This window comes from Psychroserpens sp. SPM9 (genome assembly GCF_025153525.1).
In the GTDB taxonomy this organism is placed as follows: domain Bacteria; phylum Bacteroidota; class Bacteroidia; order Flavobacteriales; family Flavobacteriaceae; genus Psychroserpens.
The window spans coordinates 290,017-304,343 of sequence record NZ_JANZNR010000002.1 but is presented as its reverse complement, the minus strand read 5'-3'; the positions used below and the strand labels follow the sequence as shown (position 1 = coordinate 304,343).

Annotated in this window: 5 protein-coding genes; all 5 read left to right on the top strand. The window is 36.1% G+C overall.

Annotation, left to right across the window (positions count from 1 at the left end; all coding sequences use genetic code 11):
• The first annotated feature begins 65 nt into the window (after positions 1-65).
• The 5 genes from N4270_RS05145 (at position 66) to N4270_RS05125 (ending at position 14,298) form a co-directional block, all read left to right on the top strand.
• The gene (locus N4270_RS05145) at positions 66-1,031 is read left to right on the top strand and encodes an endonuclease/exonuclease/phosphatase family protein (RefSeq protein ID WP_260095866.1); all 966 of its coding nucleotides are present in this window, start codon (positions 66-68) and stop codon (positions 1,029-1,031) included.
• 215 nt (positions 1,032-1,246) lie between these two features.
• Positions 1,247-6,022 (top strand): gliding motility-associated C-terminal domain-containing protein, encoded by a 4,776-nt coding sequence (locus N4270_RS05140; RefSeq protein ID WP_260095865.1) that lies wholly within the window; start codon positions 1,247-1,249, stop codon positions 6,020-6,022.
• A gap of 48 nt (positions 6,023-6,070) precedes the next feature.
• Positions 6,071-6,973 (top strand): type IX secretion system membrane protein PorP/SprF, encoded by a 903-nt coding sequence (locus tag N4270_RS05135; RefSeq protein ID WP_260095864.1) that lies wholly within the window; start codon positions 6,071-6,073, stop codon positions 6,971-6,973.
• 19 nt (positions 6,974-6,992) lie between these two features.
• Complete coding sequence (locus N4270_RS05130; RefSeq protein ID WP_260095863.1) at positions 6,993-8,906, top strand: OmpA family protein; 1,914 nt, start codon at positions 6,993-6,995, stop codon at positions 8,904-8,906.
• Positions 8,907-9,042: 136 nt separating this feature from the next.
• The gene (locus N4270_RS05125) at positions 9,043-14,298 is read left to right on the top strand and encodes a choice-of-anchor L domain-containing protein (protein ID WP_260095862.1); all 5,256 of its coding nucleotides are present in this window, start codon (positions 9,043-9,045) and stop codon (positions 14,296-14,298) included.
• Positions 14,299-14,327 lie beyond the last annotated feature (29 nt).

Genomic DNA, 14,327 nt, shown 5'->3' with positions numbered 1-14,327 from the left:
TAATAAAACACAAAGTTACATAATTGAATGTTCGTCCATTGCATTTTAAAACTTAAATTTGTGAAGTGAATTCCCAAGATTTAAAAACAACGACATATACTATTGCATTTTATAATCTCGAAAATCTTTTCGATATCTATAATGATGCGACCAAACACGATAATGATTTTTTGCCAGGTACAGATAAGCGATGGACTAAAAAACGTTACGACCGAAAACTCTACAAACTAGGTCAGGTCATTTCAAAAATTGGTTTTGAACACACTCAAAAACCGCCTGCTATTGTTGGTTTAGCCGAAGTTGAAAATAAAAATGTGCTTAGAGACTTAATTGAAAGTAAGGATTTAGAGCCCTATGATTACGGTATTATACATTATAATTCTCAAGATGAAAGAGGTATTGATGTCGGTATGATTTACGATAAGTCTGTGTTTTCAGTCGAATACTCTAAAACCTTTGCAGTTTATTTGGAAGATGCGCTTGGTGAACAAGATTATACAAGAGACATTTTATTGGTATCTGGTCATCTGCATTCTGAAAAAGTATACTGTATTGTCAACCATTGGCCATCGAGAAGAGAAGGTGTCGAAGAATCTATGTATAAACGCTTAAAAGCTGCAGAAAAGGTTATTGAAATCATGACAAATATTAAAGCCGAAGATCCTAATGCCAAGATCTTAGTAATGGGAGATTTTAATGATAATCCAAGTAATGAGAGCATTAAATTTCTTACTGCTAATGGCGGACTTTATAATCCAATGGAAACCATGTTGTCTTATACGCGAGGGAGTTTAAATCATAATTTTAAATGGAATTTATTCGATCAAATTATGATGTCTACCAATTTTTTTGAAACTCAAAAAAACAGACTAAAATTTGATGAAGCGAATATTTTTGACGAAAAGTTTTTGACACAATATAATGGTAAGTTTAAAGGACAACCATTTCGAACCTATGTCGGAAAAAAATACAAAGGAGGCTTTAGTGATCACTTTCCCGTTTACGTGTTATTAAATCGGACTGAAATTTAAGTTTTTTAAGGTTGTTTTCTTTTTGTCGATTATAATTGCGTTTTATCTATTATAACATTCTTAACAGTTTGTTAACTGTCATTTTTTTTATCTTCGGTTACTTATTGTGAGTCGTTTTTAAGGCTCGTTTGTCAATAAATTTTCTTTTTGCCCTACAGAAAATATTTAAAACACTAATAATCAATTGATTAAATAATTTAATAGCATTCATTGATATGAAAAAAATTTTACTCTCGTTATCATTCCTTTTTGCTTTTTCAATGTGGTCTGTAGATGCACAGATTACAATAGATTGTACTCAGGCACCTACTCAGATTAATCATTGTTATGGCAATAATGATACAACGAACTGGGTATTTACTTCCTCAGATTCAAGTCCATTAAGATTAACCTTTATTGCTGGTGGTATAGAATCGTGTTGTGATGATATTTTAGTCTATGATGGCGTAGATAATACGGCGCCTTTAATTTATCAAGGTAATAACGGAGGCGATCTTTCTGGTTTACAATTTGATTCTACAGGAGATTCTTTGTTTTTAGAAATTGATGCTGATGGTTCTGTAAGTTGTGGTGCTGGAAGCACGTGTTGTACAACAGAATGGGATTTTACAGTTGCTTGTGCAACTTGTGTGGTTCCTGATGTAGATTTTGCTGTAAGACAAGATTGTATCAATGGACCACAATTTTTTGTCGATGTCGATTTAACCGATTTAGGTTCGGCAACCTCAATGACACTTTCAGATGACCAAGGCAGTGCACCGCAAACAACAAGTGTTGCAGGTGTCTTTTCTTTTGGGCCTTTTACTAATAATACTCCAGTTATTATTACTGTTGAAAATGACGACGACGCTAATTGTAATGTTACAAGTAGTGCATTAACTCAAGATCAATGTGAATTAAATATAGTCGATTGTACGCAACCACCATTACAGTTTAATTACTGCTATGGTAATAATGATGATACAGCTTGGTTATTTGAATCAACCGACGGAAGTCCGGTGAGACTCACCTTTAACGCAGGTGGCATCGAATCGTGTTGTGACGACATATTAGTATATGATGGAGCAGATAATACAGCACCATTAATTTATCAAGGTAATAATGGAGGAAATCTTTCGGGCTTACAATTTGATTCTACAGGAGATTCTATGTATTTAGAAATTGATGCTGATGGTTCTGTAAGTTGTGGCTCTGGAAGTACTTGTTGTACTACAGAATGGGATTTTACAGTTGCTTGTGCAACTTGTGTGGTTCCTGAAGTAGATTTTGCTGTAAGACAAGATTGTATTAATGGACCACAATTTTTTGTCGATGTTGATTTAACCGATTTAGGTTCGGCAACCTCAATGACACTATCAGATGACCAAGGTAGTGCGCCGCAAACAACAAGTGTTACAGGAGTTTTTTCCTTTGGACCTTTTACAAATAATACTCCAGTAGTTATAACTGCAGTAAACGATGATGATGCTAATTGTACTGTTACAAGTAGTGCATTAACTCAAGATCAATGTGAATTAAATATAGTCGATTGTACACAACCACCTTTACAGTTTAATTACTGCTATGGTAATAATGATGATACAGCTTGGTTATTTGAATCAACCGACGGAAGTCCGGTGAGACTCACCTTCAACGCAGGTGGTATCGAATCGTGTTGTGACGACATATTAGTATATGATGGAGCAGATAATACGGCGCCATTAATTTATCAAGGAAATAATGGAGGAAATCTTGCAGGCTTACAATTTGATTCTACAGGAGATTCTATGTATTTAGAAATTGATGCTGATGGTTCTGTAAGTTGTGGTTCTGGAAGTACTTGTTGTACAACAGAATGGGATTTCACAGTCGCTTGTGCAACTTGCGTTCAGCCAGAAGCAACTTATGCTGTTGTTTCTAATTGTTTAGTAGGACCTGAGTTTTTTGTCGATGTAGACTTATCCGATTTAGGCTCAGCTACATCAATTACTATTAGCGATGACCAAGGCAGTGCACCACAAACAGTAAGTGCAGTAGGTATTGTTACTTTTGGGCCTTATGCTAATAATACTCCAGTAGAAATTACTGTAGCTAATGATGATGATGCTAATTGTACGCTAACCAGTCCAATTCTTAATCAAGAATTTTGTCTTGATAGTTTAGTAGATTGTGCTGTTGGACCAGTAAATACTGCGTTTTGTTACTTTAATGATATAGATGACGATCCATCTGTAGCAACTTTCACCTATACCAGTTCAAACGGATTGCCTTTAAATTTGAATTTTAATGCAGGAGATTTAGAAGGTTGTTGTGACGAATTAGTTGTTATAGACTCTGACGGAACAGAACTATTTAATTCAACCTTAAACGCTGCTGGCTTAGCAGATGTTTCAGGCCTTAGTTTTCAATCTAGTGGTGATACTATTTCTTGGTATATAAATTCTGATTTCTCAGTAAGTTGTGACTCTTCAACTGGATTTACGCCAATTGATGTTACAGTGGCTTGTGCGACATGTATTAATCCAGCAGCTACTTATCAAGTTATTGATGATTGTGAAAATGGAGAACAATTCTTGATTGATGTGAATGTCACAACATTAGGTGATGCGACTTCATTAACCATATCTAATAATATTGACGCTACAACAGTATCAGTAACTACAGAAGGAATCTATCAAGTTGGTCCATTTCCATTCTTACAGGATGTTGTAATAACATTAAGTAATGACCAAGACGTCAATTGTGTTATTAATAGTAATGCGATTCAATTATTGGCTTGTCCGCCTGAAAACGACAATCCATGTGGAGCAACTGTTGCAGTTGTTAACGATGACCAATCTTGTGATTTGGTAACGTCTGGGACTTTAGTTGAAGCTACCGATTCTGGAGTGCCATCTGGATCTTGTGGTGGTAATCCAAATGATGATGTTTGGTTTGAATTTACAGCACTCAGTGAAGTGCAACTGATATCATTAATAAATGTCAACCAAGGCTTTAATACAGATATTGCTTTGTATGAAGGAACTTGTGACGGATTAATAGAACTTGAATGTGCTGATGCCGACGCTATGGTATCGCCTCAACTGGTTATAGGAAACACATACTTTATTAGAGTTTTCTCTGGAGGAAATGATAGTGTAACAACAACATTCGATTTGTGTATTAAAGAAGCACCAACAAACATAATCTGTGAAAACGCTGAAAATTTCTGTGCTGAAGCCGGCGGAGCATTAACAACACCAAACATTATAGGTATTCCAGACCCAACAGATATTGCCTGTTTAGGCTCTGCGCCAAACCCAACATGGAATATCATTCAAATTGGCGAACCTGGACTTATTGAAATAGAAATTTCTCAAGTCGATGCTGATGGTAATGGATTAGACGTTGATTTTGTTCTTTGGGGACCATTTGAGTCTGTAGAAAATGCTTGTGGAAATTTAGACTTAGGTTGTCCAGATCCTACTAATTGCCCTAACAATACAACGAGTCCAGACTTTTATCCATTTGGAAATATAGTTGATTGTAGTTATTCCTTTGTTTCAACAGAGAACCTCACAATTGATAACGCTCAAACAGGAGAGATTTACTTACTTTTAGTGACCAATTTCTCAGATGATCCTGGAACTATTTCTATTAGTCAAACCAATGCTGGAGGCGAAGATGATGGTAATATAACTGCCGAAATTGAAGTAGATTTAGGAGTCGATCAAGAATTTTGTGGTTTCCCAGATTATACGTTAAATGCAGATTCACCATTCGCAGATACTTATGAATGGTATGAAAATGGCTTTATTATTGAAGGAGAAACAGGACCAACATTAACGGTTTCAAACTCAAACACCTATACAGTAATTGCTTATGATGAGCAATGTGATGCTCAAGCGCAAGATTCTGTAACTGTAACATTTGGTCAAGAGCCAACGGCTAACGAAGTAGATGATATTGTGACTTGTGATGATATCTCAGCCGATGAAATAGAAGATTTTGATTTAAGTATTCAAACCTCAGGTATTTTAGGAGGTCAATCTGATACAGATTTTAATGTGAGTTATCATTTAACTTTAGCCGATGCTCAAGCTGATGAAAACTCTTTACCTTTAAATTATACCAACATCTCTAACCCGCAAACTATTTTTGTGAGAGTTGAAGATGCTGATGCCGAATTCTGTTTTGCTACAACGAGTTTTGATTTAATCATTTCTGGACCAACGCCAGATGCTACTAGTGTGCCATTAGAAGTCTGTGATGATGATACAGACGGAATCGCCGATTTTGATTTAGCAGCACATAGTATAAATATCCTCAATGGTCAAAACCCTGATGACTTTACGGTTAGCTACTATTCTTCTGAAGCAAACGCAGAAACAGCTACAAGTTCTGTTGCCTTATTATATACAAGTGTATCGCAAACTATTTGGGCTAGAGTTGAGAATAATTCTGCTTTCGATTGCTATTCTGTTGTGCCAATAGATTTAATAGTGAAGCCATTGCCAAGTACAACATTCACAACAGATTTTGATTATGAAGTTTGTCCTAATGCAACTGTTCCAATTTTGGTCACTGCTACAGCTAATAATTATACTGAAAGCGAAGTTACCATCGTATGGTATCAGGATGGAGGTGTTATTGCTGGGGAAAACGGACTAACATTACCAGTACTTGAAGCAGGACTTTATGAAATTGAAGTAACTTATAACGATGCTACAATGTGTTCAAGCATAACCGAACAAACCATCATTGAACTTGAAAGTTGTGTAATTCCTCAAGGAATTTCTCCAAATGGAGACGGAATGAATGACACCTTTGATTTAAGTAGCTATGACGTTAGTAAACTTGAAATTTTCAACCGTAACGGAACACTTGTCTACTCTAAAGCTAACTATACTGATGAATGGTATGGTCAAACGAACGATGGAGACGAGTTACCAGTAGGAACGTATTTCTATACGATGGAATATGAAGACGGCAAGCGAAGAAGTGCTTGGGTTTATATTCAGCGACTCAATTAAAAATCAATTAAAATATCAACTAAACAACTAAAATCAAATAACTAACAAATGAAAAAATTTTATATCATTATTGTATTGCTAATTGCAACGCAAGTGTATGGGCAGCAAGACCCTCAATATACACAGTACATGTATAATATGAATGTCATCAATCCAGCTTACGCAGGTTCTAAAGAAAATTTGTCTTTCGGATTACTGTATCGATCACAATGGGCAGGTATTGATGGAGCTCCACAAACAGGTACCTTTTTTGGTCACCTACCTGTAGGAGAAAAAGTAGGGTTAGGGCTTTCTATTATTTCTGATGAAGTAGGTCCAATAAAAGAAACTAATGTGTATGCCGATTTCTCTTATACGTTACAATTAGGAGGTGAGCATAGATTAGCTTTCGGATTAAAAGCAGGAGCGACATTTCATGATATTGGCTTAGCCGATATAGATCTTATCGATCCTAATGATCCGTTCTTTCAAAACATTAATACAACCACACCAAACATTGGTGCTGGATTCTTTTATTACACCGATAATTATTATTTAGCGGCATCTGTTCCTAACATTTTAAACTCTGTTCACTTAGATGCTAATGGTAATAAATTAGGCTCAGAAGAAGCACACTATTTTGTAACTGGTGGTTATGTTTTTCAGCTATCACCAAATACAAAGTTAAAACCATCATTTTTAGTTAAATCAGCATTTAGTGCTCCTACATCTTTTGATGCAAACCTTAATGCCTTGTTCTTTGAAAAGCTTGAAATTGGTGCATCCTATCGATTAGACGATTCATTCTCTGGGTTGATTAATTTTGCAATTACACCTTCAGTGAGAATTGGATATGCTTATGATAGTGTTACTTCAGATATTAAAAAATATGCACCAGCATCACATGAATTTTTGCTGTTATTTGATTTAAACTTTCCGAAGAAAGTGTCACGTTCACCAAGATATTTCTAAACAGTTAAGCTAAAACATTATGAAAAAAATATTAACACTTTTTACAATAGTAGCATTAAGTAGTTTCAGCTTAATTGCTCAAAATAAAGACACCAAAAAAGCAGATAAACATTTCAATAGATTTGAGTTTGTTGAAGCTGCTGAAGATTATTCTAAATTAGTTGAAAACGGTAAAGGTAGTCCTTACGTATACAGCCAATTAGCAGAGTCCTATTATAACGTATTTAATACGCAGGAAGCCGAAAGATGGTATGCTAAAGCCTTAGAATCGTCTGATAGCCCAGAAATGCTTTTCAAATATTCACAAATGCTTAAAGCTAATGGTAAGTATGAAGAGTCTAATGTGCAAATGGCAAAATTTGCTGAAATGAGACCTAGTGATGATCGCGCAATAGCTTTTAAAAAGAATCCAGATTATTTACCTAAGATTTTAGAAAAAGGTAAAAAGTTTAATATTCAAAACTTAGGCTTTAATACCGAGTATTCTGATTTTGGAGGAACACTTCAAGATGGGAAGCTATATATTACATCAGCAAGAAATACGTCTCGTAAAACTTATGGATGGAATGAAGAGCCATTTTTAGATATTTACGAATTAACCAAAAATGATGATGGGACTTATCAAGCAGCAGCTTTAGCTGGAAATAAAGTAAATACCAAATATCATGAAGGTGTTGTTTCATTTGCTCCAGATGGTAAGACGATGTATTTTTCTCGTGAGAGCTATTTTGAAAAAGAATACGAAAGAGATTCTATAACTAATTATAGAATAAGCCAGTTACATTTATATAAGGCAACAAAAACTAGTGATGGTTGGAGCAATGTTGAAGGCTTCCCAATAAACAGTGAGAATTATTCGGTTAAAAACCCTTCGGTAAGTGCCGACGGAAAAACACTTTACTTTGCATCTAATATGCCTGGAGGATTTGGATTATTTGATATTTATAAAGCTAGTATTAATGACGATGGTACTTTAGGTGAGCCTGAAAATTTAGGACAAAAAGTAAACACTCAGGGTCAAGAAATGTTCCCTTTTATTAGTAGCAATAATACCTTATACTTTTCTTCAAATGGGCATTTAGGTTTAGGAAATCTCGATGTCTTTTATTCAAAAGTAGTTGATGGAAAAATGGGACCAGTTCGAAATGTAGGTGTTCCTGTAAATAGTAATGCTGATGATTTTGCCTTTCATTTAGATGAAGAAACCGAAGAAGGTTTTGTGTCTTCTAACAGAGAAGGTGGATTAGGAGGCGATGACGTCTATGCTATTAAAAAATTACAACCTTTATGTGATGTTTTAATTTCAGGAATTGTTACAGATTCAAAAACAGGAAACCCAATAAATGCTGCTAATGTAACATTATATGACGATCAAGGAAATATGATTTTATCTAAAGTGACCAATTCAGATGGGACCGTAGAATTTATAGTTGAATGTGGAAAACAATCAGAATTAGAAGTGGTTATGGATGGCTATGAAAGTCAGAAGGTAACCGTTTCAGCTTCCGAAGAAGAAGAGGAAGAAGTTAGTATCATGTTAGACCCAATTGAAGTTATTGTTGGGCCTGAAGTTGTTAATTTAAATCCAATCTTTTTCGAGTTTGACAAATCAAACATAACAGCTCAAGCCGCTTTTGAATTAGATAAACTAGTTCAAATCATGAATAAATATCCAGAAATGGTCATTAATGCGACGTCTCATACCGATAGTAGAGGCTCTGCATCTTATAATGAAAGATTATCAGATAGAAGAGCTAAAACAACGGTTCAATATGTGATTTCTAAAGGGATTGATAAAGCCAGAATTTCTGGAATGGGTAAAGGAGAAAATGAACCTAAAGTTGATTGTGGTTCTAACTGTACTGATGAAGAACACCAAATGAACAGAAGATCAGAGTTTATTATTGTAAGTGGAGGACCACAAGCTCAATAAAAAATAAAAAAATAAAATGACTAACTAACCTATATAAAGCCCTGAATTAATCAAACAGGGCTTTTATTGGTTATATCTAAAAAATTGCTACATGAACTAACATGTAAAAGAAAAGTTTAAAAAACAACCGACACAAATGAAAAAAATAATCTTACTTATTGTGCTCTTATTTACCTTTTCACTGGTAGAGGCACAAACGTATTTACAAGAAAATTTTGACACAGAGATACCAGCTACTTGGACGGTTACTGATGAAGGAGGCGCTACAGGCGATTCCTGGATTTCAGGGCAACAAGGTGCTGGGAATGCTCTTAATGGCACCAACTGTGCTATTGTGAACAGTGATGCCAATGGAAATGGAGTTGAACTCATTGAAACTTTAACATCTCCGGTTTTTGATACTACTGGAGCGACAGCTTTATTCCTTGATTTTGATCAATTTTATAATAATGGTGGTGGAGATTCTGCAATTGTAGAAGTCTTTGATGGCACCAATTGGATTGAAGTTTTAAATCAAAATGCTGATGCTGGTGGTTTTGATAACCCCGATCAGCAACATATTGATATAACAGCGTATTCTAACGCTAGTATGCAGATTCGATTTATTTATAATGATGGAAATATTTGGGCATGGTACTGGCTCGTTGATAATGTAGAGGTTTATAATTCAACTTGTAATTTTCCATCAGCACTTGAGGTAACAGCCATTACTGCTAATTCTGCAGATATTAGCTGGACTGCTGGAGGCACAGAAACTGATTGGGAAATTGTAATACAACCTGCAGGATCAGGAGAACCATCAGGATCTGGAACTCCTACAACGGATAACCCTTACAGTGTGACCGATTTAACTGCCTTAACAGATTATGAAGTATACATTAGAGCAAATTGTGGAACTGATGGATTTAGCCCTTGGGTTGGACCTGTAAACTTTCAGTCAGCTTGTGATGTATTTATACCAGAATACGTAGAAAATTTTGAAACTATTGTACCAGACTGCTGGGATGAAGCTACAGATGGTGACGCCACTACGGGTCCTGTTGGATTAGGTGAAGGCGCTTGGGTTGCTGATGGCTTTCTAAACAATGGTTTTACAGGCGCATACAAAGTAAACTTATGGCAAAATTTTAAGAGCGATTGGATATTAACGCCTCAGTTTGATTTAACTGGTGGTCCTTTTCAAGTCGATTTTGATTTTGGAATCATGGAATTTGGTAGTCCTACTGAAGCAGGAACATTAGGTTCTGATGATACCGTAGAATTATTAATTAGTACAGATAATGGAGTTAGTTGGACTAATTTAATGACCTGGGATAATACAAGTGTTGTTCCTGCTACTGGAACACAGGTTGTAGCTGATTTAACAGCTTACTCTGGGCAAACAGTTCAGTTTGGTATCCTAGCGTCAGAAGGCACAGTAGATGATACTGAAGACAATGATGTTTTTGTAGATAATTTTAGAGTACGTTTGGTTCCAACTTGTCAAGAACCAACAGGTATAACTGTAGATAATATTACCGCATTTACAGCAGATATTAGTTGGACTCCCGGAGGAACTGAAACCAATTGGGAAGTCGTCGTTCAACCTGTTGGTACAGGATTGCCAACTGGACCTGGGACAGCCACAGCAAATAACCCTTATACAGTAACTGGTTTAGACGCAATAACCGATTATGAAATTTATGTTAGAGCCGATTGTGGCGGTACAGATGGTTTGAGTAGTTGGATAGGTCCAGTGAACTTTCAAACGGCTTGTGCTGTATTTGTACCCGATTATTTAGAAGATTTCACAACCATTATACCAGACTGTTGGGATGAAGCTGGAGATGGAGATGCCGTATCTGGACCAACAAATTTAGGCGCTGGAGATTGGGGCCCAGATGGCTTTTTAAATAATGGCTTTACGGGTGCATACAAGATTAACTTATGGCAAGCTTTTAAGAGTGATTGGATATTATCTCCTCAATTTGATTTAACTGGTGGGCCTTTTCAAGTCGATTTTGATTTTGGAATCATGCAATTTGGTAGTCCTACCGAAGCAGGAACTCTAGGGTCTGATGATACTGTAGAATTATTAATAAGTACAGATAATGGTGCTACATGGACCAATTTACTTACTTGGGATAATACAAGTGTGGTGCCTGCGTCAGGAACACTTGTCGTCTATGATTTATCAGCTTACTCTGGTCAAACAGTTCAGTTTGGAATCTTAGGATCTGAAGGTACAGTAGATGATACTGCAGATAACGATATTTTTGTTGATAATTTTAGAGTAAGAGCTATTCCAGATTGTCCAGAACCAACAGGATTAATAGTAGAAAATGTTACTGGAACTACAGCCGATTTTAGCTGGGAAGCAGGTGCTTCAGAAACCGACTGGGAGTATGTTGTTCAACCTGAAGGTTCAGGAGAGCCAACTGGAGCAGGAACTCCAGTAACAACTATGACCGTAAATGAAACGGGATTAGATTATGATACAGACTATGAGGTTTGGGTAAGAGCAGATTGTGATGTCAATGGTTTTAGTGCTTGGACGGGACCAGTAATTTTTGAGACCGATTTATTGCTTGATTATATTGTAGATTGTGCTGTTGGTCCTGTAAATACTAACTTCTGTTACTTTGATGATATCGATGATGATCCTTCAGTAGCAACTTTTACCTATACAAGTTCAAATGGCTTGCCATTAAATTTAGATTTTAATGCGGGAGATTTAGAAGGTTGTTGTGACGAATTAGTTGTTATAGATTCAGACGGAACAGAATTGTTTAATTCAACTTTAAATAATGCTGGTTTGGCAGATGTGTCAGGTCTTAGTTTCCAATCTAGTGGTGATACTATTTCTTGGTATATAAATTCTGATTTCTCTGTAAGTTGTGACTCTTCAACTGGATTTACGCCATTTGACGTTACAGTTTCTTGTGCAACATGTATCAATCCTGCTGCAACCTATCAAATTGTAGATGATTGTGATAATGGTGAACAATTCTTGATTAATGTGAATGTCACGAGTATGGGTGATGCAACATCACTTACTATTTCTAGTAATATTGATGCTAATACAGTTCCAGCTACAGCAGTAGGAACCTACGAAATTGGACCATTTCCATTCTTTGTAGATGTTGTGATAACTGTTACAAACGATCAAGATGCTAGTTGTGATATTAACAGTAGTGCCTTCCAGTTGTTAGCATGTCCTCCAGATAATGATAACCCATGTAACGCTACAGTAGCTGGTGTAAATGCCGATGAAAGCTGTGACATTATTACATCAGGAACCTTAGTGGAAGCTACCGATTCTGGAGTTCCATCTGGAAGTTGTAATGGTGATCCAGGCAATGATGTGTGGTTTGAGTTTACGGCTTTAGACGAATTCCAAATTATACAATTTACTAATATCGATGGAAGTGATTTCTTCCTGGATTTAGATCATGGCGTCTATGAAGGAACCTGTGATGGTCTTGTAGAGTTGTATTGTTCTGATGCTGATGCGAGTATCACACCGTCTTTAACGGTTGGGAATACTTACTATATCAGAGCGTTTTCTGCAGGAAATGATCCTGTTGATTATACATTTGATTTATGTATTAGACCAGGCGCTGGAAATGTCATGGTAGACCAAGACACTTACACTATTGAAGAACTTGTTGTCGATATTTTAATTGACAGTCCGTGTGCTCAGATTTCAAATATTACTTTTTCTACAGGAACTAATTTTGGCGATGTTAATGGTATTGGATACTTTTCTGCTTTTGATGGAGGGTTCCCATTTGAAGAAGGACTTTTACTTACTAGTGGTAATGCAGCCTTAGCTGCTGGTCCAAATATTAATGATATGGGTGATGGGACTTTTGCATGGCCAGGTGATGATGACTTGAGTGCTATTATTGGAGGTGATATTACAAATAATGCTTCAATCATAGAATTTGATTTTGTGCCATTATCAGATGAAATTAGCTTTGATTTCTTAATGGCTTCCGAAGAATATAACGGAAACACAGGTGGAACATTTGAATGTAATTTCTCTGATGCCTTTGCCTTTTTATTAACAGATGAGAATGGTGTAACGACTAACTTAGCCGTTTTACCAGGAACCAATACTCCAATTTTAGTTACAAATATTCACCCAGAAAACCCTGGTTGTGATGCTATAAATGAAGAATATTTTGGCGGTTATGTACCAGATAACCTTCCTCCAATGTCTTTTGATGGTAGAACCGAAGTATTTACAGCATTTTCTGAAGTGAATATAGGAGAAACCTATCATATCAAATTAGTTATTGCTGATGAAGGTGATAGTAATTTTGATTCAGGAGTTTTCTTAAAAGCAGGAAGTTTTGATATTGGAGAAGTAGAGTTAGGTGCCGATATTACGATTGCATCTGGAACGGCTGCTTGTCTTGGACAACAAATAACTTTAGAAACACAAGCACCTGCAGTAGATCACGTTTGGTTTAAAGATGGATTTGTAATTGAAGGTGAAACAACAAATACACTAATCGTTGAAGAGCCAGGATCTTATACGACACAAATTATATTCTCACCAACATGTATTATATCTGATGACATCTTGGTTGAATTTTTACCATTACCAATTGCTAATATGCCACCAGATTTAGTGGGTTGTTCTATTGGAAATGATACAGCAGTATTCAATTTACCAGATAATGATCTTGCAATTTTGGGAGATACTCAAAGTCCGGATGATTTTACAGTAACCTATCATTTAACAGAACAGGATGCCATTGATGGTGTTAGTCCGTTAGTGAGTCCATACACAAGTGTTTCTGATCCACAAACGGTTTATGCTCAAGTGACTAATAATACGACAGGCTGTACCAATACAACAAGCTTTGACTTAGTATTAGGTATTGAGCCAGAGACGACTTTTACTCAAGATTTTGATTATGAAGTATGTCCTAATGCAACGGTTCCTGTGATTATTACAGCAACACCTGTAAACTACACCGCTGAAGAAGTTACCATTAACTGGTATTTAGATGGGGTCTTACAAACTGGTGAAAATGGATTGACTTTCCCTGTACTTATTGCAGGTGATTATGAGATAGAAGTTATTTTTAATGACACGGGTTGTTCTAGTATTGCAAGTCAAACGGTTATAGAGTTAGAAAGTTGTGTGATTCCTCAAGGGATTTCGCCAAATGGAGATGGTATGAACGATACTTTTGATTTGAGTAGTTACAGAGTTAGTAAGCTAGAGATATTTAATAGACTAGGTACTTTAGTGTATTCTAAAACGAACTATGTAGACGAATGGTATGGGCAAACCAACGATGGAGAAGAGTTACCAGTAGGAACTTATTTCTATACTATGGAATATGAAGATGGTAAACAAAGAAGTGCTTGGGTATATATTCAACGCTTAAATTAATACCTTCTATATAAAAGAAAAGCCTCTAG

Excerpts from the sequence above, each read along its gene's own strand:
- N4270_RS05140 (WP_260095865.1), top strand. The coding sequence starts at position 1,247 with ATGAAAAAAATTTTACTCTCGTTATCATTCCTTTTTGCTTTTTCAATG.
- N4270_RS05135 (WP_260095864.1), top strand. The coding sequence starts at position 6,071 with ATGAAAAAATTTTATATCATTATTGTATTGCTAATTGCAACGCAAGTG.
- N4270_RS05130 (WP_260095863.1), top strand. The coding sequence starts at position 6,993 with ATGAAAAAAATATTAACACTTTTTACAATAGTAGCATTAAGTAGTTTC.
- N4270_RS05125 (WP_260095862.1), top strand. The coding sequence starts at position 9,043 with ATGAAAAAAATAATCTTACTTATTGTGCTCTTATTTACCTTTTCACTG.